At 68.8% G+C, this 25,388-nt stretch carries 21 protein-coding genes; 10 read left to right on the plus strand and 11 right to left on the minus strand.

The genetic code is table 11. The annotated features are described in order from the left end of the window. Positions 1–37: 37 nt before the first annotated feature. From ACOOGH_RS14050 to ACOOGH_RS14060, 3 genes are all read right to left on the minus strand, one after another. Positions 38–1,186 (minus strand): hypothetical protein, encoded by a 1,149-nt coding sequence (locus ACOOGH_RS14050; RefSeq protein WP_420449509.1) that lies wholly within the window; start codon positions 1,184–1,186, stop codon positions 38–40. Positions 1,187–1,199: 13 nt separating this feature from the next. Then, positions 1,200–1,445, minus strand: coding sequence for a hypothetical protein (locus tag ACOOGH_RS14055; RefSeq protein ID WP_420449510.1), 246 nt, complete (start codon positions 1,443–1,445; stop codon positions 1,200–1,202). 80 nt (positions 1,446–1,525) lie between these two features. Further along, entirely contained in the window at positions 1,526–2,848 is a 1,323-nt protein-coding gene (locus ACOOGH_RS14060; RefSeq protein ID WP_420449511.1) for an amidohydrolase family protein, read from the minus strand. Between the two features lie 135 nt (positions 2,849–2,983). Here ACOOGH_RS14060 and ACOOGH_RS14065 point away from each other — a divergent pair, with 135 nt between their 5' ends. Next, positions 2,984–3,514: a nuclear transport factor 2 family protein gene (locus ACOOGH_RS14065; protein ID WP_420449512.1), complete on the plus strand. Its 531-nt coding sequence runs from the start codon at positions 2,984–2,986 to the stop codon at positions 3,512–3,514. A gap of 39 nt (positions 3,515–3,553) precedes the next feature. Here ACOOGH_RS14065 and ACOOGH_RS14070 read toward each other — a convergent pair whose 3' ends face one another. Further along, positions 3,554–7,303 carry an FG-GAP-like repeat-containing protein gene (locus ACOOGH_RS14070; RefSeq protein WP_420449513.1) on the minus strand — a complete coding sequence of 1,250 codons (3,750 nt, stop codon included), beginning with the start codon at positions 7,301–7,303 and terminating at the stop codon, positions 3,554–3,556. 130 nt (positions 7,304–7,433) lie between these two features. Here ACOOGH_RS14070 and ACOOGH_RS14075 point away from each other — a divergent pair, with 130 nt between their 5' ends. The 5 genes from ACOOGH_RS14075 to ACOOGH_RS14095 all read left to right on the plus strand — a co-directional run bounded on the left by ACOOGH_RS14075 (position 7,434) and on the right by ACOOGH_RS14095 (position 11,149). Then, a complete protein-coding gene (locus tag ACOOGH_RS14075; RefSeq protein ID WP_420449514.1) occupies positions 7,434–8,021 on the plus strand; it encodes a DinB family protein in 588 nt (195 codons plus the stop codon). Positions 8,022–8,070: 49 nt separating this feature from the next. Then, complete coding sequence (locus ACOOGH_RS14080; protein ID WP_420449515.1) at positions 8,071–8,565, plus strand: hypothetical protein; 495 nt, start codon at positions 8,071–8,073, stop codon at positions 8,563–8,565. A 31-nt stretch (positions 8,566–8,596) separates the two neighbouring features. Further along, positions 8,597–10,054 carry an SDR family oxidoreductase gene (locus tag ACOOGH_RS14085; protein WP_420449516.1) on the plus strand — a complete coding sequence of 486 codons (1,458 nt, stop codon included), beginning with the start codon at positions 8,597–8,599 and terminating at the stop codon, positions 10,052–10,054. A gap of 73 nt (positions 10,055–10,127) precedes the next feature. After that, a complete protein-coding gene (locus ACOOGH_RS14090; RefSeq protein WP_420449517.1) occupies positions 10,128–10,487 on the plus strand; it encodes a hypothetical protein in 360 nt (119 codons plus the stop codon). Between the two features lie 155 nt (positions 10,488–10,642). Further along, positions 10,643–11,149 carry a DinB family protein gene (locus ACOOGH_RS14095; RefSeq protein ID WP_420449518.1) on the plus strand — a complete coding sequence of 169 codons (507 nt, stop codon included), beginning with the start codon at positions 10,643–10,645 and terminating at the stop codon, positions 11,147–11,149. A 46-nt stretch (positions 11,150–11,195) separates the two neighbouring features. On the opposite strand, the gene ACOOGH_RS14100 is transcribed toward ACOOGH_RS14095, so the two are convergent. From ACOOGH_RS14100 to ACOOGH_RS14115, 4 genes are all read right to left on the minus strand, one after another. Beyond that, positions 11,196–11,552, minus strand: a complete 357-nt coding sequence (locus tag ACOOGH_RS14100; RefSeq protein ID WP_420449519.1) for a hypothetical protein — start codon at positions 11,550–11,552, stop codon at positions 11,196–11,198. A gap of 97 nt (positions 11,553–11,649) precedes the next feature. Then, positions 11,650–12,777 carry an amidohydrolase family protein gene (locus ACOOGH_RS14105; protein ID WP_420449520.1) on the minus strand — a complete coding sequence of 376 codons (1,128 nt, stop codon included), beginning with the start codon at positions 12,775–12,777 and terminating at the stop codon, positions 11,650–11,652. A gap of 13 nt (positions 12,778–12,790) precedes the next feature. Continuing rightward, positions 12,791–13,522 (minus strand): creatininase family protein, encoded by a 732-nt coding sequence (locus ACOOGH_RS14110; protein WP_420449521.1) that lies wholly within the window; start codon positions 13,520–13,522, stop codon positions 12,791–12,793. A 164-nt stretch (positions 13,523–13,686) separates the two neighbouring features. Further along, the gene (locus tag ACOOGH_RS14115; RefSeq protein ID WP_420449522.1) at positions 13,687–13,959 is read right to left on the minus strand and encodes a hypothetical protein; all 273 of its coding nucleotides are present in this window, start codon (positions 13,957–13,959) and stop codon (positions 13,687–13,689) included. 160 nt (positions 13,960–14,119) lie between these two features. Here ACOOGH_RS14115 and ACOOGH_RS14120 point away from each other — a divergent pair, with 160 nt between their 5' ends. From ACOOGH_RS14120 to ACOOGH_RS14135, 4 genes are all read left to right on the plus strand, one after another. After that, positions 14,120–17,374: a VPS10 domain-containing protein gene (locus ACOOGH_RS14120; protein WP_420449523.1), complete on the plus strand. Its 3,255-nt coding sequence runs from the start codon at positions 14,120–14,122 to the stop codon at positions 17,372–17,374. A 192-nt stretch (positions 17,375–17,566) separates the two neighbouring features. Beyond that, complete coding sequence (locus ACOOGH_RS14125; protein ID WP_420449524.1) at positions 17,567–20,416, plus strand: M14 family metallopeptidase; 2,850 nt, start codon at positions 17,567–17,569, stop codon at positions 20,414–20,416. A 189-nt stretch (positions 20,417–20,605) separates the two neighbouring features. Next, complete coding sequence (locus ACOOGH_RS14130; RefSeq protein ID WP_420449525.1) at positions 20,606–20,992, plus strand: hypothetical protein; 387 nt, start codon at positions 20,606–20,608, stop codon at positions 20,990–20,992. A gap of 12 nt (positions 20,993–21,004) precedes the next feature. Then, the gene (locus tag ACOOGH_RS14135; protein WP_420449526.1) at positions 21,005–21,904 is read left to right on the plus strand and encodes a glycosyltransferase; all 900 of its coding nucleotides are present in this window, start codon (positions 21,005–21,007) and stop codon (positions 21,902–21,904) included. Here ACOOGH_RS14135 and ACOOGH_RS14140 read toward each other — a convergent pair. Genes ACOOGH_RS14140 through ACOOGH_RS14150 form a run of 3 tightly spaced genes read right to left on the minus strand, consistent with a single transcriptional unit; the run spans position 21,895 to position 25,186 of the window. Then, complete coding sequence (locus ACOOGH_RS14140) at positions 21,895–22,716, minus strand: glycosyltransferase (protein ID WP_420449527.1); 822 nt, start codon at positions 22,714–22,716, stop codon at positions 21,895–21,897. The two genes, ACOOGH_RS14135 and ACOOGH_RS14140, sit on opposite strands and share 10 nt — an antisense overlap. Next, positions 22,713–23,645: a sulfotransferase domain-containing protein gene (locus ACOOGH_RS14145; protein ID WP_420449528.1), complete on the minus strand. Its 933-nt coding sequence runs from the start codon at positions 23,643–23,645 to the stop codon at positions 22,713–22,715. The genes ACOOGH_RS14140 and ACOOGH_RS14145 overlap by 4 nt, the downstream gene beginning before the upstream one ends. Then, on the minus strand, positions 23,642–25,186 hold the full coding sequence (locus tag ACOOGH_RS14150) for a sulfotransferase domain-containing protein (protein WP_420449529.1): 1,545 nt from the start codon (positions 25,184–25,186) through the stop codon (positions 23,642–23,644). Before ACOOGH_RS14150 ends, ACOOGH_RS14145 begins: the two co-directional genes overlap by 4 nt. Between the last annotated feature and the right edge of the window lie 202 nt (positions 25,187–25,388).

Here is a 25,388-nt window from a genome sequence, read left to right on the forward strand (position 1 = left end):
AGCGGTCGAGCCCAGCGGTCGAGCCCAGCGGTCGAGCTCAGCGGCCGGCGTCCTCGCCCACGATCGTCACGTCGAAGCGGTCGAGCACGAGGTCGATCGGGTTCGCGATCGTGAGCCGCCCGTCGCCGGCGAAGAGCAGGGCGACCGGCCGGCGGTCGTCCGGGCCCGCGTTTCCGTCACGGTCCTGATCGCGCGCCACGATCAGAGAACCCGAGTCGCCGCCCGCGCTGAAGCTGCAGCACACCATGATCTGACCGACAAAGCGGCCCACCTGCGACCCGGCCGACCCGTAGTTCACGTTGATCGACGCGTTGACCGCCTCCACCTCCCCGACCGTGAGGCGCGTCGTCCGACCGTACTTCTGGACCTGCAGCCCCGGCCTCGCCGCCATCGTCGTGCTGCGCGGCGACCCATAGCCCCCCACCGGCGTCTCCGGCAGCACCTCGTCCGTGCGCGCGATCGCCGCATCGATCCGGTTGGATGCGAACGGCGACAAGGCCACCGGTTCGAACGCGGCCAGCGTGGCGATCGCATCCCCCGGGTCCGAGCCGCCGTCCACGGGGCCCGGCTGCAGGAGATTGTCGCCCACCTGTCCCTCGCCGCCCGGCACGAACACGTGCCAGTTGCTGAGCGCGTAGCGGCGCTCGCCATCGGTCACGACGGCGCCGATCGTGCCCGCCGTCGAGCGTGTGTGCCCCGTGGACACGCCCATGGGCACCGGTCGGTCGAAGCGCCCCGTCGGCACCGGGCCTTCGTCCGTCGATACCGGATCGACGCTCTCGGGCGGCAGGATGCGGAACGGGCCGGCCGGCTCGATGGTGACCGGGAAAAGACCGAGCACCTCCGGGATGCCCGGGAGTCCACGGGGCCCCGGCGACACGGCCGGATCGACGAAGACCTTGATCGTCGGCATCCCCGCGTCGGTGAAACCGATCCCCACGCCGACCACGCTCGGAACGGCGAAGAGCGTCGATTCGTTGTCGCTCTGAATCTGCATGGCGGCCGCCAGCAACTCCTGGGCGGAGGCACCCGGGGGCCGCAACGGCGGACGCGCAGGAAGCCGTGGCGGAGGCAGCGTCGGGGGCCGCGCCGGCCAGGACGTAAGCGTCCAGTGGATGCCGACCCCGACGCAGGTGGTCGCCGCGATCGCGATCGCCAGGATGAGATTCCGGCGCGGCGTCATCATCCGTCCTCTTCCATTATTCGCTGCCGGCCGATGGTCCCGCCGGCCCGTTCGCCTGCGTCCGGAAAGGACCCCCGCCGACCACCCGCACGGGGTGTCCGTCGTACCGGTCCGGGATCGATTTCCGGGACGAGGACTCCGAAAGGTAGACCTTCAGGCACGGGTCCCCGTTGTCGGCTCCGATGCCCACGGCGGACACATCCCTGCGCGAGAGCAGCTTCTCGGCGAGTCGCTGCTGCGCCTCTTCGATCGAGCGTTTCATGCGCCTCCTTACGGGAGCCCCGCTCCCAGGGTGTCGCCGTGGCGGCACGCCGCCGGGCCGCCGATGGGGGGATCGCCGCTTCACGGAGTCACCGCGAGCGGCCGGTGACGGTAGACCACTCCGCCACGCATGACGAGCACGACATGCTCGAGGGCTCCGATGTCGGACGTCGGATCGCCCGCCACCGCGATCACATCGGCCTCGAACCCCGGCACGAGGGCGCCCACCGTCTCCTCAAGCTCGAGCGAGGCCGCCGCCAGGCTCGTGGCCGAGACAATGGCCTCCATCGGATCCTGCCCGCCTTCACGCACCCTGTACACCAGTTCCGTCCAATTGCGCCCGTGCGCTCCGGCTACGGCGTCGGTCCCGAACACGATGTCGAGCCCTTCGACGTCGAGGGCCTCGCGGAAGGCGCCGAGCGCGGTCGGCACCGCTTGGCGCATCTGACGGAATCCGTCCTCCGTGTAGTTCCCGATGCCGAGGTAACGGTCCTGGTTCGCGAAGTAGTTCTCGAAGATCAGGTGAGTGTGCGGGTCGTAATAGAGACCGCGTTCGGCCAGGAGTTCGAGCGTCTCGCGATCGAGGAGGGCGCCGTGCTCGATCTGCCGGCATCCCGCGAGGGCCGAGCGCTGCGCGCTCTCGGGGCCGTGGGCGTGGACCACGGCGCGCAGGCCATGCTCACTCGCCCGGCCACAGGCGGCGTCGAGCTGCTCCTGGCTCAGCGTCGGCGCGCCGCCGACCCTGATGCTGGCGGACCCGAAGATCTTGATCACGTCCGCGCCCGCCTCCACCAGCGCGTCCACGCGGGCCCGGATCTCCTCCGGCCCGCCGCTCCCCGCCGTGATGGGCTCGATCGACGTCAGCACGCGCGGTCCCGGCAGCGATCCCCGCGCAATGGCGTCGCGGACCGGCACATCCTCGGGGCCGCCCAGGCTCTGCACTGTCGTGACACCGCTCGCGAGCATGTTCCAGGCGTTCTCCGCCGCGTAGAGCACGCGGTCCTCCGCCGTGTCCGTCGACTCCGCGCTGTGCAGCCGCCCCGTTTCCGCGTCGAAGTGCCAACCGAGGTGGACGTGGGTGTCGATGAGCCCCGGCAGCACGGTCGCCCCCGGCAGTTCGTATACCACGGCGCCCGCCGTGGCCCCCTCCTCGGCGATGGCTTCGATCCGTCCGTCTCGTACCACGAGTTCGCGACCCGTGAGCACGGCGCCGCGTCCGTCGAGGATCCGGTCCGCCCGGATGACGACGGCGGCGTCCGGACCGGCGGGGTGCAGATCCGAGGCGTCCTGCCCGGCGTCCGTCGAGCACCCGCTCACGACCGGGATCGCGAAAACGGAGATGGCGGCCGCCCGGGCCATCAGGGCCCTGTGGCCTCGCGTCGCATCAGTGGCGCCTGAGGGCATGGCATCCTCCGGAGCGTGAACAGGATCCAGATTCGGAGTCCCGGAGCGGGAACTTCAGAACACTAGTTGCTCGCGGGCGGCTCAGGTAGGATCACGCGACAGCCGCAGCCCCAGCCGCCAGACCCCGAGGAACCCATGATGAACGTGATGAACAACGCCGGCCGTCGGTCGCGTCGTTTCCTGGCTCTCGTTGCCGTCCTCGCTTTCACTATCGCGTCGGCGCTCCCGGCCGCTCCCCTCGCCGGACAGGATGACGCCCGGGCCGCAGTCTCCGGGGTCCTCGATGCGCTCCACGAGGCGGCCTCGGAGGCCGATTTCGACCGCTACTTCGGCCTCTACGCCGGCGAGTCCGTCTTCCTCGGCACCGACGCGACCGAGCGCTGGACGCGCGAGGAGTTCATGGACTACACGAAAGCCCGCTTCGACACGGGCACGGGCTGGACCTACCACATGCTCGAGCGCCACATCGCCATCGCCCCCGGCGGACGCACCGCCTGGTTCGACGAGCGCCTCGAGAACGCGAACCTCGGCGAAACGCGCGGCAGCGGCGTACTGGTAATGGAAGACGGGACCTGGAAGATCGCCCAATACAACCTCACGATCCCGATTCCCAACGAGATGGCGCGCGAAGTGGCCCAGCGGATCCGCGCACTGACGGGCGGCTGAGGCGCCTGCTCGAACGGGACGGTTTCCGCCCGCGGGCTTCTACCGGCGAGCGACCAGTGCACCGCCCGCGTCGATCGTGACCTCCAGCGGCGTCGGCGCATCGAGCGGGGTGACCGTTTCCGAGCCGTCCGGCCAGCGCACCCACACGGCCGTCGGACCGGAGGCCGGATCCCCGGCGAGCCCCATGACCTGCACCAGGTCATCCTGCGACCAGTAGCCTCCGCCCGCGCGGACCTCGCGCAGCGGGCCCCGCGTCCCGCCGTACTCCAGCCGGATCGCGGCGCCGATGGCGGCCGGATTCTCCTCGCTCCCCAGGAGTCGGACGCGCAAGCCGGGCTTCGCGCCCGCGTTCCGGTACAGCCTCGTCCCGGCCCCGTTCTGGCTGACGAGCACGTCCACGCGCCCATCGCCGTCGTAGTCCGCGAACGCCGCGCCGCGCTGCTCGCCGTACACCGTGATGCCCGACCGCTGTCCCGGGACCGGCGTCAGCGCCCCCGTCCCGTCGCCCCGCAGCCACAGGCCGCGGCCCGCGTCGTTACGCTCCGCCTCGCCGCGCAGCGCGAACAGGTTCTGGCTCAGGAAGACATCCTCGTGCCCGTCCCCGTCCATGTCGGCCACGCCCACATGAAACGCCGGCGCCAACTGCGCTTCGCGCGGTAGGTCGAACGCCTCGAACGACCCCCCGCGGTTGATGAACACCGTGTGCGCCAGCGTCGTCGCCTCGACCGTGGGCAGGAGGTCCGCCGGCTGCTCCAGGATCTCGTTCACGCCCAACTGCCCGTAGTGCTCGAACCCCTGGATGCGGTTGCGGAGGAAGGGGAGGCCGCCCGCAAGCGTGAGGAGTCCCCGCACCGGAACCATCGAGCGCGTGAACTCGTCGTAGCGCGCCTCGATCACGTCGCGGAAGCCGTCGTTGTCCAGATCCGTGTGATAGGCGGTGGCCGGGTGCTCCGGGCTGGCCCGGAACTGTGAGTTGAGCCCCCGGTTGGACGCGATGAGGTCGGGTAGCCCGTCCCCGTTCAGGTCGCCCGTCGTCACGCCGTTCCACCACCCGGTGCGGGCCTCGAGTCCGAAGCCGGCCGTCGCGTCCTCGAATCGCCCCTCGCGATTGAGGAAGAGCCGAACGGGTCCCCACTCGACGGCGAGCATGAGATCCGCGTCTCCGTCCGCGTCCACGTCGCTGAAGACGGCGCCGGACACGAGACCCACGTCGGTCAGCGCCGTCGCGTTCGACTCGTCGAGCACGTAGCGGCCGCTCTCGTTGAGGAAGAGGCGGGAGCTCGCCGCGGCCGGATACTGGCCGGGGATCACGCGTCCCCCCACGAAGAGGTCGACGTCGCCGTCCCCGTCGTAGTCGGCGGCTGCGAGGGGGCCGGTGCTCGACTCGGCCCCCGGAAGACTCTGCGCCGGGGTGAGCGTCGTGCCCGAGGCCGACAGCACCGCGGCCGAGGGTGCTGCCCGGTCGGTGCCGTCGTACGTCGCGGTGCCGACGACCACCGTGGCGCCGGCCCGGCCGGGGACGATGAGGAGGCCCGTCTGATCGCCCGGGGACGGCGCCGGCCCGGCCGCCCCGCCCCGCGCCCCCCGGTCCGGCGAGAACCCACCCTCGCCGTCGTTGTGGAAGACCGAGAGGCCGGCCCCGCCGCCGCCGCCGACCAGGGCGTCCGTGTCCCCGTCACCGTCGATATCGCCCCACGCGACGCCGGGGCCGCCCTGTCCAAGGCGCCACGTGATAAGCGGTTGCTGCGCGAAGTCGTCGAACGCGTTCTCCCGGTGACGGTGCCCGAGCAGCGCAGACACATCGTCGAACAGGGGCGCTTCCGATTCCGCCTCCCCCGCGGTGGCTCCCGCGGCGGCCCCGGCGGCGGCTCCCGCGGCGGCCTCCGGTTCGCGGATCTCGTAGATGCGGTTCGCGCGGACACCCTCCACCCGGCTCGTTGCCCCGTCCCGCCACACGACCTCGATCGTCGCCTCCCCGTCGTCCACGGCGAAGCTGGCCATCGGCTCCGAACCGGAGAGGTACAGGCCTCCCGCGACGACCTCCTTCGTCTGCGCCGGCAACTCGCCCCCCGACAGACGGACCCGCGCGCCGACGCCCGCCGTGTTGGGTCCCCGGCCGACGAGCCGCACGGCCACCCGCGGCGCCCGTCCCACGTTCCGGTAGACTCCCGCCGGCGCCAGCAGCCGGTTCGTGACAATGTCCAGATCCCCGTCCCCGTCGAGATCCGCCACGGCCATCCCGTGCGTGATGTCCTCGTCCCCCGCGAACCCCCACGCCTCTCCCACCTCCTCGAAGGTCAGGTCGCCGCGGTTGCGGAAGGCGATGTTGGAGAGCCGGAGCGGAGGGAAGCCGAGGATGCGCTGCCGCCAGTCCATCGACCCCACCCTCTGCACCGCATCCTTGTCCATCGCGTCGTAGAAGTGCCCCGTCCCCACGAGCAGGTCCTCATACCCGTCGAGATCGACGTCCACGAACGTGCTCCCCCACGACCAGCCGGACGCGTCGAGGCCCGCGAACTGCGCGGTCTCCGCGAAGGTTCCGTCCCCCCGGCTCAGGTAGAGCGTGTTGCGTGGCTTCTGCGGCCGGTTATCGAGCCGCCCCGCGAACTGCGGATCGGCCTCGCCCCCCACCATCTGCTTCATGCGCAGCCGCTGCTCCCGGCTCAGCATCTCCACGACGAAGAAGTCCGTGAACCCGTCCCGGTCCACATCTGAAAAATCCACGCCCATGGAGGCGAAGCTCGTGCTCCGCATGGCCAGCGGCGCGAGCATCCGGAAATGCCCGGCCCCGTCGTTGATCCAGATGTGGTCGGGGCTGTGGAAGTCGTTGCAGACGTAGAGGTCGGGATCCCCGTCCCCGTCCATGTCCTGGAAACGGGCTGCGAGTCCCCACTCCAACGGCTCGGATTCCAGCGGCCGGCCCTCCTCGTCGAGGAACGCGCCCTCGGTCCACGGCACCGGCGTGAACCGTCCCCCTCCGTCGTTCAGGTAGAGCCGGTCGGGCTCCGCGAGTTCGAGCCGGGGGACCATCCCCTCCTGGACCTCGCCGAGCGTGTAGTGTTCCCGCCACTCGGGGAGAAGCTCGAACCCGTCCTCCGTCTGCCGGTAGATATTGCTCGGCTGGAGGACTTCGGGCGGGAAGAGATCCTGCACCGTCGCGACCTTGTTGTTCACCACGTACAGGTCGAGGTCCCCGTCCCCGTCGACGTCGGCGAGCGTCATCGACATGCTCCCGAGCGTCGAGGTGAGCCCGGCCGCCTCCGTCCCGTCCGTGAAGTGGCCCGTCCCGTCGTTCAGGTAGAGCGCGTTCGGTCCCCCGAGCGCGTTGACGAGCAGGTCCAGGTCTCCGTCACCGTCCACATCCGCGAACACGGCGCCCGTCGAGAAGCGGCCCGCCGCCGCGACCCCCGCCTCCTCGGCGATGTCCTCGAAGCGCCAGCCGCCCAGGTTCCGGTAGAGTCGATTCGGCCCGTCCATCCCCGCGAGGTAGAGATCGACGCGACCGTCGCCGTCCACGTCCCCCGCCGCGACGCCGGACCCGTTCAGGTAGTGGCTGTTGTCGATGTACTGCTCTTCGGTGACCACGTTCTCGAACGAGATGCCGGTCTCCGAGGGGTCGAGGCGCTCGAACCCCGGCTCGTCCTCGCCCGAGACGCGAAGCTCGGCCCAGCGATACCCGTCCTCCTCGACCCAATCGAGCGCCCCCGACCCACACCCGCCCGAGACCGCCGCCGCCACGAGCAGCGTGACGCGAACGAGCGGTCCGGCGTCTTGATGAATGTCGGGCATGCGCCTCGCGAAGGTTCGGGATGGGCTCGCTCCGGGTTCACGAGACACAACGAGCGAGTGGGCAGTATCATATCACCTGCCTGTGTCGCGGGAATGCGCGGCGCGCGCCGCCAACCGAAGGAGGATGTCCATGAAACCGACCTTCATCGCCTCTCTCATCGTCGCCGGGGCCCTGGCCCCCGCGAGCCTGTTCGCGCAGATCCCTATCGACAACCCTCCCGTCATCGGTGAACTGACGCTGGCCCCCGTCTACACGGATCCGACCACCATCCGGGACGAGATCCTCGGCCACTTCCAGGGGTCGAGCTACAAGATCTCCGAACTCGCACGCGTCATGCCCGCGGAGAAGTTTTCGTGGGCGCCCGGTGAGGGAGTGATGCAGGTGGGCGAGGTCTACATGCACATCGCGCGCTACAACTTCATGTACCTCGACCAGAACCTGGGCATCGCGCCCCCGAACGGATTCGACTACGCGGACATCGAGTCGATCCGCGACAAGGACAGGGTGCGCGAGATCCATGAGATGTCGGTCCGCCATGTCATGGAGCAGGTGGGCGCGCTGACCGCGGCTGAACTCGACGGCGAGACGGAACTGTACGGCCGAACCGTGCAGGGCTGGGCCGTGCTCCTGCAACTCGTCTCGCACATGAACGAACACGTGGGCCAGTCCGTCTCCTACGCCCGCATGAACGGCATCGTCCCTCCCTGGTCCCGCTGATGGTTTCGGCGGGGTCTCACGGGGGGACTGCATGGAGTAGCGGGGAGCCATGATCGACGCGATCCGCCGAGGCGCGAGGGCGACCGTACTGATCGCCCTGTGGGCTGCGCTCGCCGATTGCGGCTACACGACGGACCCGGCCGAGATGCCCCTCGCGGGGAACTGGCTCGGCCATATCAGTCTCATCGATGGTGGCCTGGCCTGGCAGTTCCGGCTGCAGGAAGACGGGCAGGGCAACGTCTCTGGCACGGTCAGCCGAACGGATTTCCGCCTCATCCCGCAACCGGTCGAGACCATATCTCCCGGAACCGTGACCGGGGTGCACGCCTTCTCGGAGATATCGTTGACTCTCGACTTCGGGGAATCCTCCGAGATCTATGAAGGCCGCTTCAGGTCCGAGGACCACATCCGGGGTCTCATACACCGGGGCACGGAAGTACGGAACATCGCCGCCCTGGAGATCAGGCGGATTGCGCTGGGCTCGGATGTCGAAGCCCAGGGCGCCACAATCCCGGCCGCGACGGGTATCAGGGCGGGTAACTGAACCGCGACCCACACGGATCGGGTTGCCCAAGATGGACCGATCTCGACGTTCCAATCAGCTGATCCTCGTCACCGGGGCGAGCGGCTATGTCGGCGGCCGTCTCGTCCCGGCGCTCGAAGATCGTGGCGCGAGGATCCGTTGTCTCGCCCGTAACCCGAGCTTTCTCGCCAACCGGTTCTCGAACCGGACGGAGGTCGTCGCGGGCGATGTGCTGGATCCGGATTCCCTTACCGCGGCTCTCGCAGGGGTAGACACCGCCTACTACCTCGTCCACTCGATGGGATCGAGGGCCGACTTCGAGGAGCAGGACCGCCTCGGCGCCCGCAATTTCGCCCGCGCTGCGCGAGAGCGGGGCGTGCGTCGGATGATCTATCTCGGCGGGCTGATCGGCGACGGCGAGTTGTCGCCCCACCTCGCAAGCCGCCTCGAGGTCGGCCGCATCCTGGCGTCCGAAGGGCCGCCCACGCTGGAGTTCCGCGCCTCCATCATCATCGGATCGGGGTCGCTCTCCTTCGAACTGCTGCGGAGTCTCGTCAACAAGCTGCCGGCCATGGTCACGCCGCGCTGGGTGCGGACGCCGGCCCAACCCATCGCGATCGATGATGTCGTGGCCTACCTGACCCACGGACTCGATCTCGACGAGGAGGGCAGCGCCGTGTTCGAGATCGGCGGGCCCCGGCAAGTCACCTACGGCGAGTTGATGCGCGAGTACGCCCGCCAGATCGGTGTCCGGCGCGTTATGATTCCGGTCCCCCTCCTCAGCCCCCGGCTCTCGAGTCTGTGGCTCGGCCTGGTGACGCCCGTGTACGCGCGCGTGGGCCGGAAGCTGGTGACCAGCCTCCGCAACGAAACGGTCGTCCGCGACGCGGGGGCTCTGAAGCGCTTCCCGGTCCGTCCCCTTGGGGTGGGCGAGGCGATCGCCCGCGCGCTGCGCGAGGAAGACCGGGAGATGTCCCGGACGCGCTGGAGCGACGCCGTGTCCTCGAGCGGCAGGGGACCGCTCTGGGGAGGAAAACGCTTCGGTTCCCGCATCGTCGACCGGCAACAGGCCGTGGTCCGGGCCGAACCGGCCCGCGCGTTTGCTCCGATCCAGCGGATCGGCGGGTCCCGCGGCTGGTACTTCGCGAACTGGCTGTGGGCACTGCGGGGCGCCGCGGACCTGCTCGTGGGCGGCGTCGGAATGCGGCGCGGCCGACGGCATCCGGTCGACGTGCGGCCGGGAGACCCACTCGACTTCTGGCGCGTCGAAGCGTTCGAGCCCGGCCGCCTCCTGCGCCTGCAGGCCGAAATGAAGGTGCCCGGCCGCGCCTGGCTCCAGTTCGAGGTGGAGCCCGCGGAGGAGGGAAGCCGAGTCACGCAAACAGCGGTCTTCGACCCCCTCGGGCTGGGCGGACTGCTCTACTGGTACGGCCTCTACCCCGTCCACTGGCTCATCTTCCGCGGCATGCTCCGTGGCATCAGCCGGCGGGCCGATTCGCGGCGCCCTTAGGTCCTTATCTTGCAATCAGCCGACGCTGAAACTTGCAATCAGCCGCTACCGGAGTCTCCTGCGAGGTCACTTCATGTCCGAGTCCGAACAGCAGAAGCTGGACATCATGGCGCTGATCGCCCGCGCACCGTGGCGAGAAGCGGTGACGTTTCGCGACACGTGGCCTCACGAGTACGTCGTCAGCAAGAAGCACGGGCAGCAGGAACTCCTCGCTGCCTTCTGCGAACGGATCGGGCGGGGCGAGGGCGTTACGTGTCATTTCTTCCATCAGACACGCCAGTACCTGTTCCTCGGCGAATACAAGTACTGGACGATGACGGAGTGCGCGGACATCGATCCGGACGGTGACTACGTCCTGAACCGCGCTCTTCTCTACCGGGACCGCCGCGATTTCGCGATCCGGCACGGCGATACGGGCAAGCGGGATGACTGAGGCGGCTGCTACGGGAGCCGGGTAACCCCCCAGCCGTCGGTCACCGACGCTTCGGGTCGAGCGTGGTTCCCACCGTGGAGCGGACCTTGCAGGTTACTCTCCCCATCGGGCATTAACGCCCGCAGGCGGATTACACACTCACCCGGAGTCTCCTCATGATTGCTCAACAGACCGTCATGCAGTTCGACCATATCGTTGCGGGTTGTCGTGCCATGCTGGAAGCCGTGCCCGACGGCCGCCTCGACTGGCGTCCGCACGACAAGTCGTGGACCTTGGGCGAGCTGGCGACCCACGTGGCGATGATTCCGAACTGGACCACGCCGACGCTGACGATGTCCGAGTTCGACATCGACCCCGAGGGCGGCGGCCCGCCACAGAACCCCGTGCTCAAGTCTTCCGCCGAACTCGTCGCCGCCCTCGAGGAGAGCGCGGCGGGAGCCCGCGAGACAATTGAAGCGACCTCGGACGAGACCTTCGCGAGTTCGTGGACGATGAAGGTCGGTGGCGAGGATCGCTTCTCGATGCCCAAGGCGGTCGTGATGCGGAGCTTCATCCTCGACCACCTGATCCACCACCGGGCACAACTGGGCGTCTATCTGCGGCTCTTGGATGTGCCGGTGCCGCAGATGTTCGGGCCCACCGCGGACTATCCGGATATGTGACGGAGGAAGCGAAGGGGGGAGCGCGTCGCGAAGGGGCGGCGCCGCGTCAGTCCAGGAGCTTCAGCCAACCCTGCAGTTCACTGGCCTTGTAGGCCTGGCGGCTGATCGATTCGCGGTTGACGTCGTTGAGTTCGGTGGGCCCCCGGTCGCGGATCGCCCCCGCCTCGTCGGCGGTGGTGTAGGCCTCTTCGGCTCTCTTCACGGCTTCAACGAAGTCCCCGGCCGCGCGGTGCACGAGGGCGGCGGCATCCGCCTTCGCCTCCCGGACCGTGTCCAGCCGCTCCTCGGCCCTCTTCACCGCGAGGGTGGCGTGCGCCAGCGCCCGGTACGCCGCGTCGTACACCTCTTCCTTCGACATCGCCTTCTTGTAGGCGTCGAGAGCCCTCTTCGCCGGATCCTTCATCTCGCGTCCCTCATGGACTGGGTCCGCGTGCCACCGCACGCCCATGGGAAGATAGCGCGCAGGCTCGGCCGGCGAACACCTCACGCGGGGAAGTTTGCTAGGGGAAGCGGCTGCGATCGATGCCGGGGATGATCCGGAGTGCGTTTTCGAAGTACACCTTGCGCAGGACCTCCTCGGGGAGGTCGAGGCCGTACATGCGCCAAAACGCGTGGTACTTCCGGTAGTAGGGGAAGTACTCGTCCGCGGTCTCGAGCACGCGAAAATAGGTCGGATACTCGTCCGGCGCCCAGGAATCCTTCCCCATCAGGATCCGGTCCTGGTACTCGATGAAGAACTCGCGGGCGAAGCGCGGCTGTCGGCCCGGCTCGTAGATCACCGCCCCCAGCCCGACGTTCATGTTGGGGATCTCGTCCAGGATGCGGCCGAGGCGGCCGAGATCATGGCCGAGCCACGCGAGGTGCGCGGCGATGAACGTCGTCTCCGGGTGCCGACGGAACATGGTCAACTGTTCGCCCAGCACCTGCTCGAACGAGGGCGGGCCGACCTGCCGGCGCCGGGGCCGCAGGCGAAGCTCGAGCCAGCGCTCGTTGCGCTCGTCCATTGGTTCCCAGAACGGCGACGGGTCCCCCGAGTGGATGAGGACGGGGATCCCGAGTTCGCCCGCCTTGGCCCAGATCGGGTCGAGACGGGGGTCGTCCACCGGGACGCGCTGGCCGGCCGCGTCGGTGATCCACAGCCCGAGGCTCTTGAAGATCTTGAGGCCGCGGGCGCCGGCTGCGACATCGGCCTCGAGGCGGGCCGCCGCGAGCGAGCCGAACTCGGGGTCTTCGATGTCACCGAAATCGACGTTCGCGAACACGGCGAAACGTCCGGGATACGCCGCCTCGAAGGCTTCGATCTGTCGCGCGAGCTGCGTTCCGGTCCCCCCGCTCAGGTTCACGCCGACCGCGAGATTGAGCGCGTCCATGTCGCGGACGAGCTGGTCCATTTGCGCCCGCGGCATCAGCCCATTGAGGTGCAGGTGGACATCCACGAAGGGGAAGGCGGCACTCGATACCGGATGCTCGGGGACGACGAGGGTCGAACGGGGGTCGTACGCCTCGACGGTCATCGGGGCGGACGTGTCGGGCGGTACGGACGGTGGCCCGCGCCGCACCTGCGCATCGAGAGGCCAAACGCTCCCGAGCATGATCACCATGGCCGCCGCTGTCTGCGTTCGCGTCATCCCCTGGCCTCCCTCACCCCCTGAAGTGCGCGGCGATCCGGTCCGCCAGCGCGGTGATCATCTTCTCTCCCAACTCCGCCGTAGCCCCCCGCGCATCGCCAAGGATACCGTTCGGCGTGACGCTTCTGAAGCCCTCGCTGAGCACGCGGCGGATGAGTTCCGGCTCCTCGCTCGGTGTCGTCAGCTGGCCGCACGCGGCGAGTTCCTCGCGCACAAGACCGTCGTGCATCGCCATCATGATCGAGGTCTCCGCGATGTCGGCGTGCCCGCCCACGCGGTAGCCCAGACCGGCCTCCGCCTCGGCGATCTCGCGCCACGTCCCGATTACCTCGATCAGGTCCGCGTAGACATCAACTGAACAGTCGGGCCCCGCCGCTTCGTTGAAGGCGTCCCGCGCCTCGGCGAGCGGGGCGAAGTTGCCGCCGTGCGAGGGGACGAAGCAGACCCGCCGGAAGCCGTGGTGCGCGAGGCTCAGGCAGTAGTCGCGGCAGACGGCGAGGAAGGTGTCCTTACCGAGGGAGACGGTGCCGGGGAACGCCAGGTGATGGTCCGACCAGCCGATGCGGATCGTGGGGGCGACGAGCGCGTCCCCGAGCCGCCTGGCGATCTCGACCGCCAGCCGGTCGCCGTGCTCGGAGTCCATGAACAGAGGCAGGTGAGGTCCGTGTTGCTCCACCGCGCCCGCCGCGACGACGACGGTGGTGACCCCGGCCTCGATCGCCGCTCCGATCTCGGGCGAGGTCATCCGTTCCATCCGTATTTCGACCGACATGGGTGTCGCTCCGGCTCGCTGGGCTGGAAGGCGGGGGGGCAGGTCCCGCAACCTGTCGCGAGCCGAAGATCCGCCTACCGGAGCGAGGGCGCTACCCTGAAGACGAGGCTCGTGCGGCGGGCCTTACGTGCGGCTACTCAAACGCGACTCACGCCCGCCCGGTCGTGGAGTTCGACAGAACACTCGTCGGGTCCACCCATGTGCAGCCAGGCCCCCATCGCGAGTCCCCGGACGTACACGGTGTGCCCACCGAGCGCGGCCCTCTCGGTCACAAACATCTCTCTGGGGTCCACGCCGTTCGCCAGAGCGAGGGCCTCTTGCAGGCCGATGATGTTCCCCATCGCAGCCTTGGAGCGCCGGTCGTGATCCCTTCCCGAGATCCGGATGCGGATGTCGAACTCCCGGGGCACATGTCCATCGAGATCGCGAGGTCACCCGAGGCCCCCGTTTCAGATTCCGGTGGGTTCATCTATTGTATCTGGGCTGTATGGTCGGGTGGGGTGGCCGGTGCCGGTTCCTTTGCCCGTGCCCTCCCACCCGCAGGACCCCCAGTCGAACGAGGTAAGGAACATGCGTACGCGCTCAGGGCTCCCGGTCGCAGTATCTCTCCTCGCGGTGCTCGCCCTCACCGCTGTCCCTCTTCCCGCAGTGGCCCAGGACGCCGATCTGCAGGCGGCCGTCCAGGCGCTCGAATGGCGCGAGATCGGCCCCACGATCATGGGCGGGCGGATCGCTGACATCGCGGTCGACGAGGCCGATCCGTCCACCTTCTACGTCGGCGTCGCGACGGGCGGCGTGTGGAAGACGATCAACGGCGGGTCGACCTTCGAGTCGATGTTCGACGACCAGCCAATGCTGTCCGTCGGGGACATCACCCTCGCCCCCTCGAACCCGAACGTCGTGTGGGTCGGGTCGGGAGAGCCGCAGAACCGGCAGTCCTCCCCCTGGGGGATGGGCGTGTTCCGGTCGACGGACGCCGGCCGGACCTGGACCCATCTCGGACTCGAGGAGACGCACCATATCTCCCGCATCCAGGTGCACCCGCGGAATCCGGACGTGGCCTACGTGGCGGCTATGGGTCGCCTGTGGGGCCCGAACCCCGAGCGCGGCGTGTACCGGACGATGGACGGAGGCGAGACGTGGGAACTCGTCCTCCATGTCGACGAGCACACGGGTGCGATCGATCTCGCCATGGATCCGGGCGATCCGATGACGCTGTTCGCGGCGATGTACCAGCGGCAGCGGACGCTGTGGGGGTTCAACGGCGGCGGACCGGGTGGCGGCATCTACCGGACGATGGACGGCGGCGACAACTGGACGAAGCTCGCCGGCGGCCTGCCGGAGGGTGACGTCGGCCGCATCGGGCTCGACATCTACCGCGGCGACGGAAACCTCGTGATGGCGATCGTCGAAGCCGACGCGCGCGCCCCGGGTGGGGGTGGCGGTCCGCAGGGACCCGGTGATCCCGAGCGCAAGACGGGGACCTACAAGTCGACCGACCGCGGCGAGACGTGGGTGCAGACCAGCACGACCAACAACCGTCCCATGTACTACAGCCAGATCCGCATCGACCCGAACGATCCCGAACGGATCTATCTGGGCGGATCGAGCCTGTACCGCTCCTCGGACGGCGGGAACAACTTCACGCCCGACGCGGCCTCCGAGGTCCACTCCGACCACCACGCGCTGTGGATCAACCCGGCGAACTCCGAACACCTGATCCTCGGCGGCGACGGCGGCGTCTCGATCAGCTGGGACCGCTCCGACAATTGGCGTCAGCTGACGAACCTTCCGCTGGCGCAGTTCTACGAGATCGGCGTCGACAACCGCGATCCCTACCACGTGTGCGGCGGTCTGCAGGACAACGGCTCGTGGTGCGGTCCCTCGGACACCTGGTCCAACCAGGGGATCCGGCCCCGCGACTGGTACAACATCGGGAGCGGTGACGGCTACTTCACCGTCCTCCACCCCAACGGCGAGACCATGCTCGCGGAGTCCCAGAACGGGAACCTGATGCGGACGAACCTGAAGACGGGCGAGCGCCTGCGCATGCGCCCGCTGGGACGCCCCGGGGAAGATGAGGAGGATCCGCCGGACTACCGCTGGAACTGGGACACGCCGGTCGAGGTGTCGCCGAGCGACCCGAACACGGTCTACTACGGCGGCAACGTGGTGTTCAAGTCGACGGACTACGGGCAGACGTGGGAGCAGATCTCCCCCGAACTGACGAAGGCCATCGACCGCCAAACGCTCGAGATCATGGGCGTGCTCGGCTCCGAGCCGATGATGTCGGCCAACGACGGGACGTCGACCTTCGGCAACATGATCTCGATCGAGGAATCGCCGCTCGACCCGATGGTCGTCTACGCGGGCACCGACGACGGGAACCTGCAGGTCACGCGCGACGGCGGCGCCAACTGGACGAACGTGGCGCCCAACATGCCGGGCGTGCCGGACCAGTTGTACATGACCCGCATCGTGGCCTCGCACGCCGACGCCGGCACCGTGTGGGTGGCGGGGGACAACCACCGCAACGACGACATGGCCCCGTACCTGTACGTGTCGAACGACTTCGGCGAGACATGGCGCGCGGTAAGGGACGGGATCCCGGACGGCTGGTCGCTGAACGCGCTGGCGCAGCACCCGCGCGCGGCGAACCTCCTCTTCGCCGGCAACGAGATCGGCACCTACTTCTCGATCGACGCCGGGAACTCGTGGCATCCGCTGCTGCGGAACATGCCGCCCGCGCCGGTGGACGACATCAAGATCCAGGAACGCGAGAACGACCTCGTCATCGGCACGCACGGGCGCGGGATCTGGATCATGGAGGACATCACGCCGCTCGAGGAGTTGAGCCAGGAGGTGCTGGCCTCCGAGGTGCACCTCTTCTCGACGCAGTCGGCGGTCGCCTACAACCCGTACACGCCGCAGGGCTGGACGCCGGGCGTATGGGAGGCGGACAACCCGCCGCCGGGCGCCCGCATCCGCTACTGGCTGGGCAGCGACCTGCCGGACGCCGCGATGGCGGACGAGGAAGGCGGCGAGACTGGTGAGCGGATCGTCACCGGCGGTCCGTCGGCGAACGGCGATGCCATGGCCGCCGCAGCCGCGGTGGCCGGCAACGCGACGATCACGATTCTCGACGCGGACGGCTCCGTGATTCGTGAACTCGAGGGTGGCGGCGACCGCGGCCTCAACGAGGTCATGTGGGATCTGCGCTACGAACCCCCGCCGGCCGCGCCGGGCGGTGGCGGATTCTTCCGCGCCGGCGCCACGGCGCCCAGGGTTCTCCCGGGGACGTACACGGCCCGGCTGGAGGCGGCGGGGCAGAGTCAGGAGACGTCGGTCACCGTGCGGCTCGATCCGCGCGTGAACATCAGCAACGGCGACCTCATGGCGCGGCAGGAAGCGCTCATGAGCGCCTACGCGCTGGCGAAGCCGACGAACGAGGGGTTGCAGGCGCTGAGCCGGATGCGCGAACACCTGTCCTCCATCGAGGATCAGCTCGAGGACCACGAGGTGTCCGAGTCGCTGACGGCGGAAGTCGAAGCCGTGGGCGAGGAGCTGGACGAGATCGGAGACGAGCTCGACAGGGCGCGAAGCGGCGCCGGCGTGTCCGGCGGCCTCTCCGGCTATCACACGGCGCCAACGGCCGACATGCTTTATCAGCTCGAGCGCGGCTGGGATACACTGCCCGGCGCCATCGACCGGCTCAACGCCGTGATCGAAACCCGCATGCCGGCGCTCTACTCGGCGCTGCAGGCGGCGGGGATCCGTCCGGACCTCGGCGACCCGGTACAGGTACCGATGCCGCCGATGCGCTGACGGCACCCGTCGGACCGTCACGGCCGGGAGTTGACCCGCTCCTGCCGAAGCCGCCCGCCGCGAACCCGGAAACTCGGGCTCGCCGGCGGGCGGCGGCGCTTCCTACAGGGGCGGCTTTTGGCTTCACGGGTACGTCGTCGCCATAATGGGCCCCGAAACTCTGCACCTTGATTGCATAAGGAGAGTCCGCAAATGTCGTTCTTCGCCCCCCATCGGACCGTACCCCGCGGCGCCCTGCCGGCCGTCGCGATCGCCCTCGGAATCCTGGTCGCCCGGCCCGGGCTCGCCCAGGAGCTGACGACGCCCGAGGCGTTCTTCGGCCACCAGATCGGCGCCGACTACGAACTCCCGGACTACGGCGACTTCACCCGCTACTGGGAGACGCTGGCGGCCGAGTCGCCGCGCATGACGCTGCAGTCGATCGGGACGACGGCCGAGGGCCGCGATCAGCTGATGGCGATCGTGACCTCCCCGGAGAACCACGCGAACCTGGACGAGTACCGGGAGATCTCCGCCCGTCTCGCGCTCGCGAGGGGGGTCTCGGAGGATGAGGCCCGCGCCCTCGCCCGGCGCGGCAAGGCGATCGTGTGGATCGACGGCGGCCTCCACGCGACCGAGGTGCTGGGTGCGCAGCAGCTGATGGAGACGCTGTGGCAGTTCGTGAGCGGGACGGATGACGAGACGATGCGGATCCTCGACGACGTCATCATCCTCTTCGTCCACGCGAACCCCGACGGGATGGACCTCGTCTCGAACTGGTACACGCGGATCGAGGAGAAGACGGAGCGCAGCACGCGCGGCATCCCCGTCCTCTACCAGAAGTACGTGGGGCATGACAACAACCGCGACTTCTATTCGTCCTTCCAGGCGGAATCGGAGAACATGAACCGGCAGATGTACCGGACGTGGTATCCGCAGATCGTCTACAACCACCACCAGACGGGGCCGACGGGGACCGTCCTCTTCGCGCCTCCCTTCCGCGATCCCTTCAACTACAACATCGACCCCATGGTCATCACGGGGATCGACCTGGTGGGGTCGGCCATGCACTCGCGCTTCACCGAGGAGGGGAAGCCGGGAGCGACGCGGCGGCGCGGCGCGAACTACTCCACGTGGTGGAACGGCGGCCTGCGCACGACGCCCTACTTCAAGAACATGATCGGGCTCCTCACGGAGACGATCGGGAACCCGACCCCGATGGAGATCCCGCTCATCCTCGAGCGGGTGCTGCCCAACGACAATCTGCCCGCCCCGATCGAGCCGCAGCCGTGGCACTTCCGGCAGTCGGTCGATTACTCGGTGACCGCGAACAAGGCGGTGCTCGACGTCGCCTCGCGCTATCGGGAGACGTTCCTGTACCGCATCTGGCGCATGGGGATGAACTCGATCGAGCGGGGAAGCGAGGACAGCTGGACGATCCACCCGAGGCGCGTGGACTGGCTGCGCCAGGAGATGCGGGCCGGGGCGGGCGAGACGGACTTCGCCCGCAACGTCGGCGGCTTCGGCGGCAGCCGGGGGACACGAGCGGACTATGAGAAGCTGTTCGATCCCGACCTGCGCGACCCGCGCGGGTACATCCTCCCCTCGGACCAGGCCGACTTCCCCACCGCAACGAAGTTCGTCAACGCGCTGCTCGAGAACGGCGTCATCGTGGAGCGGGCGACCTCGGACTTCACGGCAGGCGGGGAGCAGTATCCGGAGGGCTCGTACGTGGTGCGGGCCGCGCAGGCGTTCCGGCCGCACGTGCTCGACATGTTCGAGCCGCAGGACCACCCGGACGACTTCCTTTATCCGGGGGCCTCCCCGACGCCGCCCTACGACAACGCGGGGTGGACGCTCGCGATCCAGATGGGCGTCGAGTTCGACCGCATCCTGGAGGGCTTCGACGGGCCCTTCGAGGAGATCACCGACTGGAACGCGAACCCGATGCCGGGCGTCGTCGCGGACGCGGACGGGGCGGACGGCTTCCTGTTCAGCCACGAGGCGAACGACGCGTTCACGGCGATCAACCGGCTCCAGGCCTCGGGGCACGAGGTCTACTGGCTCACCGCGGCGCTGCGCGAGGGCGGACGGACGCACCCGGCCGGGACCTTCTACGTCAAGAACCGGCGCGGCACGGGCGACGCGGTCGCGGAGCTGGCCGCCGAACTCGGAATCAGTTTTAGGGGTCTGGCGAACGACCCGGACGTGGACGCCCTGCGCTTGCGGGCGCCCCGGATCGCGCTCTGGGACACGTACGGCGGCTCCATGCCGTCGGGCTGGATTCGCTGGATTCTCGAGCAGTACGGGTTCACGGAGTACGAACTCGTGTTCCCGCAGCGGCTGAACGCCGGCGGGCTGAGCGACGACTACGACGTCATCATCTTCCCGCAGGGCGCCATCGGCTCGCAGTTCGAGGAGGTCTTTGCGGGCGTGCCCGACTCCGTCCGGCAGGCGATGATGCGCCAGTTCGGGTTCGGCGCCCCGGACCCGGAGACGATTCCCGAGGAGTACCGGGACCGGCTGGGCCGCGTGACCCCCGCGACGACGATGCCGGCGCTGGTCGAATTCCTCGAGGACGGCGGCTCGATCGTCACGATCGGCGGCTCGACCTCACTCGGGCAGGGGCTCGGGCTCCCGCTCGAGGACCACCTCGTGAAGGACGGGCAGCCACTGGGCCGCGACGAGTACTACGTGCCCGGATCGATCCTGGAGGTCACGGTGGACAACTCGCGGCTCGTCACGACGGGGGTGCCGTCGACGCTTCCGGTATCGTTCAACAACAGCCCGGTGTTCAGCGTCACGGCGCTGGCGGCGGGAGACAACGGCGCGAACGGCGTGACGCCGCTCGCCTGGTTCGACACCGACCAACCGCTCATCAGCGGCTGGGCCTGGGGCCAGGAGTACCTTCAGGGCGGCGTGACGATGGCCGAGGCCGAGGTGGGCGACGGGCACCTGTACCTGTTCGGTCCGCTCATCACCCGGCGCGCCCAGCCGCACGGCACCTTCAAGCTCCTCTTCAACGCGATCGCCCTCTCGACCGCCGAGCCCGAGCGCCCGTAGCCGGAGAGCGGCCCGAGCGCCTGCGACGGAACGATCCCGGGGATCCGGTCGGCGGTCGCCGACCGGATCTGTCGCGTTGACAGCGAGTTGACGTACGCGAGCACGTTGGGGTTGTTCGCTCGCCGCATCCCCGCGGCGTACCTTGTACCTGTCGACCCCGGAGGTATCGTTGCGAAGAAGGAGCGCCGCATGAGCGGCGAGATGATCGCGATCATTGCAGCCGCCATCGCGCTGGCCGGTGTCATGGTTCCGGGCATGCGCGGGATGCGGCGCGATATGCGTCAGCTGGAAGTGCGGCTCACCGAGCGGATGTCTGCGCAGGAGACCCGGTTCACGGAGCGGATGGCGACCCTGGAGACCCGTCTTACGGAACGGATGTCCGGCTTGGAGACCAAGCTCACCACGCGGATGTCGGACTTGGAGACCAAGCTCACCACGCGGATGTCGGACTTGGAGACGGGCTTGACGAAGCGGATGACGCGGCTGGAGACGACACTCACCGAACGCGTGGCTCGCCTCGAGGGACTCTTCGAGGGGTCCATGCGCGCCCGGGAGCCGCGCAAGACGCGGCAATAGACGTAGTCCGAGGTGGCCGACCGCTCCCCCCCCACGCCGTCCTTTCTCTCCATCATCCTCAGCACGTACAACGCGACGGACGAACTGGAACGCACGCTCTGGGGCTACTCGGCGCAGAAGTACACCGATTTCGAAGTGGTCGTCGCCGATGACGGCTCGGGACCGGAGACGCGCGACCGAATCGAGCAACTGCGGGCGTCGACCGGTCTGACGATCTCCCACGTCTGGCAGGAGGACGACGGGTTCAGGAAATGTCGCATCCTGAACCGGGCCATCGTGGAGGCCCGTGGAGAATACCTCATCCTCAGCGACGGTGACTGCATCCCGCGCGACGATTTCGTAAGTACTCACGCCCGGCTCGCCCGACGCGGGTTCTTCCTTTCGGGCGGGAGGGTTCGCCTCTCCAGCGCGGCTGCGGCGCGCATCGAGAGGGACGATGTGCTCGACGGCTCGCTGTTCGAGGCGTCGTGGCTCCGTGACCGTGAGGCGCTCTTGCGCGGGCGCGATCGGAGCAAACTGATCCGCTCACCGCGCCGCGCCGCGTGGCTTGATCGCCTTACGACGACGCGGGCGACGTGGAACGGACACAACGCGTCGGCCTGGAAGGCCGATCTCCTGCGCGTGAACGGCTTCGACGAGCGCATGACCTACCCGGTCGAAGACCGCGAACTCGGCGAGCGTCTCCGTAACGCCGGGGTTCGTCCGCTCCAGGCTCGGCATCGGGCGGTAAGCGCTCACGTCGAGCACGACCGTCCGTGGCTCGATCCCGCAGCACAGGCAACGAACGAACGGCTGCGCGCCGAGACCCGGGGCATGCCCCGTCCGCTCCGGATCTTTCAGGGCTTCACGCGCGGTCGCGACTGGACCGAGCACGGGATTCACAAGGGCCCGCGACCCGCGGCTCACAAGTAGCGGTCAAGGCCCGGTTCGGCGCGGATCCCGTCGGATCGAAGCCGGCGCTCGAAGCGCTCGCGGCTGGCGGGATCGGGCGGGCGGGACTCGTGCCAGAGGTGGAGGACGGGGACGGCGTAGCGGCCTTCCTTGCGGCGTACTCCGTTCCGGATAAGGCGTACGACGAGATCGTTGTCCTCGAAGCCCCAGCCCCGGAAGCCCTCGTCGAACCCGTTCACCGCCAGGAAGTCCGAGCGCCACAGGGCGACATTGCATCCCTTGACGCCACGCCACTGTCGCGGTGATACCTGGCGCAGAGGTCCGAGCGGCAACCGTAGAAGCGGGGTGAACCGGTCCACACGCCCCCGGAGCCATTCGCCGAGCCAGCGGGCGGCACTCCAGCGCCCGATTGCGGGCCCCTGCTCGATCGCGATCCGCGAGAGTCCGGGCTCGAGCCTCACCCGGCTGCCGTGGACGAAGCGCCCCGCCTCGGCGAGCCGTGCATGATTTTCCACGTAGTCCGGCCGCACGAGACAGTCGCCGTCGAGGAAGATCAGGTACGGCTGTTCGGTCGCGGCGGCGGCCCGGTTTCGGATCGCGGCCAGGCGATACCCGCGGTCCTCCTGCCGGACGTGCCGCACGCGCGGGCCGGGTTCTTCGGCCCGACGCGCAACGAGTTTGCGCGTGTCCGGGCCGGAGCCGTCGTCCGCCACAACAATCTCGAACCGGCCGTACGTCTGTTCGGCGAGACTCCGCAGGACCGCGTCGAGAGCGTCGGGCCGGTCGTAGGTCGAGACGATGACCGCGATGCCGGGGCCCTCTGACGCCTTCACTCCAGGTATCCCGCGCGCTTCATGACGGGGCCGAAGGCGGCTTCGATCCGGGCCGCGTCCGCCGGATCCATCTCATCCTTCCAACCCTCCGTCTTCCCCCGGCGAATGAACCGCCCTTCGCCGCGAGCGCGCCCGGCGTAGGCCTCCGCGCCGTGGCGTCCCTCCACCTCGCGCATGGCCTCGAACGATCCGCGCGCCACCGCCCGGGAGAGCCTCGCTTCGAACCCCGGTGACGTTGCCGCGGGAACGTCCTCCACGAACCCCGCGACCCGCCGGAGGGCCGCCTCCCGATCGTGCACCAGATCCTCGTAGCGCACGACGCAGATTCGCTCACCGCGTTCCGCGCGCCGGAGCGCGGCCCCGACCTGCCGGTCCCAGCGCCCCAGATGCCGGTGCCAGGAGTCGAACGGGGCGGTGCCCGAGAGGTATCCGTCGACGAACCTCGAGAGCGTCAGGTCACGGTCGTCGAACATGGTCGCGAACATGTGCCGGAAGGACACCAGGACCGCCCGAGGGTCGCGCACAAGATAGAGAGTTCCGGGATAGAGGCACGGATAGCGGGGGTACTCGTTCCGGAAGACCCTCGGATCCGGGAGGTGGCTGTACGCGGCGATCGCGTGGTCGTGACCGTGCACGAAGGGGACGTAGTCGCCGACGTTGTAGAGGTTCACCTCGTCATCGCGGTCGTCGGACAGAAACACGGCCAGCATGTAGGCGAGCCACGTGTTCCCCGATTTCGGGTGTCCCACGAGGAACACATCCGTGGGTCGCAGGGAACGGAGGAATCGAGGCTCCCGCAGCCGGTTCCGCAGCCCGTCGCGCAGCCGGTAATACCCGATCCGGCGCTTGCCGCGACCGAACCAGCGCTTGAAGGCCGGGACCGGGCGGTGCCGAACCCGGGGTGGGTCGAGCTTCGGCGGCCGGTTCACCGGGACCACGGAACCTGCCGTCCGATGAGTTCCGAGACTTCGTCCGCGTCGAACGCGTACGCCCGTTCGAGGTAGTCGCGCACCCAGTCCGGCATGGGGACCGGGGCCGAAGCGTTCACCGGCTGCTCCAGCGACTCCGCGTCCCCCGCGACGACCTTCGCCTCGAGGAATCCAAGGAGATCGCGTATCAAGGCCCCGGGCTCCTCGCGAACCTCGTCCAGGAAGCCGAAGAAGAAGTGGTCGCGCGGGAAGTACTCGAGCCAGGCGCGCAGGCAGGTCGCGTAGTCGCTGCGCCGGCGGACCGGGTCGCTGTCGAAGAACGAGACGAGTTCGTTGCGGCCCACGGACTCCAGGGGCTTGCCGCGCCAGCGCGGAAAGCCGTTTCGCGCCTGCGACCAGGCGCGCTCGATCGGGTCACGCATCATGAAGATCAGCCTGACATCGGGCATCCACTCGGCGACGCGTCGGACCACCTCCGGTTCGAGCACGGCATACGCGGGTGTGATCTCCCCCCGGATCCCGCCGCCGCCCCGCGCCCGGACGAAGCGGGCGAGATACCTGAGCTGGTTCACTCGATCCCGCGCGGAGCCGCTCGTGCCTGGCGCACCGAGTTTCCGGTCGAAGAAGTGGATTTCCTTGCGGCCCATGCGGATCTGCGGGTGCGCGGCGAGCTGCGCCGCCACCCAGCTCGTTCCCGCTCGCGTGGCGCCGATCCCGAGAAACCGAGGCATCAAGCGCGACACCGCACGCTTGCGCGCCGGAGGCCCGCTCGGTCTCTGCCCGCCCGACTCGCTCGGCCCGGTCGCATCGATCTGGTCGTCGAGGAAGGTCGCAGGCAGGCTGCGAACCGCGCCGTCCGCCGGACCCTCGCGCAGCCGCTCAAACGAGGCCCATTCCCGCCGCTTGCGGGGCGACGGAAACTCCGTCGTCGACCAGTGATCGAACTCCCCCTCGTCCAGAAACTTCAGTTCGTAGAAGCAAACGGGCGCGAAGTGGTGCGTGCGGAGCCAGCGGGGACGGATCAACTCCTCCCAGTGTTCCCGCTTCTGAAACCTGACGGGGTAGCCGCAGGGGGCGATCCGCACCTCCCGGTTGACCTCCCCGCGCGGCGCCATGAAAGACCCGCCAGCCGTCCGATACACCGTCTGCCCGGCGAGAGACCAGGCGGCGGCCCATCCGCGCCCGAGTTGGGCGAGGAGGCCGGCGAACGCGCCCCGCTGCTCACGGGCGAGCACCATGTCCGCGTCCCACTTGCAGGCGTAGCGCCGGGTGCAGCGCGACAGCGCCCAGTTCGTAAAGTAGACCAGGGAGTGCACCGAATCTTCCGGAGTCCGGTCGTGCTCGGGTCCGAACCGCCCCAGCGCGAAGGGATAGGAGTGAAGACGGATCTTCGCCCCCCCGGCGGCGGACGCCTGCACGCTCCGCACGATCTCGGCTGTGTCGTCGCGGCTGCCGTTGTCGATCACATGGATCTCATCGAACACCGGGAGGATCGAGCGCAGGCAGTATTCGATCTTTGTCCCCTCGTCCCTCGCTCTCACGAAGGCGCTTGTCCCCGGCGCATGATTCCTCCGCGGGAGGGAGAACGCGTACTCCTCGTTCCCTTCCCGGTTTCGGAACTCCATCCGGCTGGGGCGCGGCAACAGTGGCATGAACCAGGGCTTGCATGAGGGTGACGGGCCAGGCCGGGTCTCAACGAGCGTTGCTGGGACACAACACTATCATGCAGGATCACTCAGGGAC

Source organism: Candidatus Palauibacter sp. (assembly GCF_965213655.1).
In the GTDB taxonomy this organism is placed as follows: domain Bacteria; phylum Gemmatimonadota; class Gemmatimonadetes; order Palauibacterales; family Palauibacteraceae; genus Palauibacter.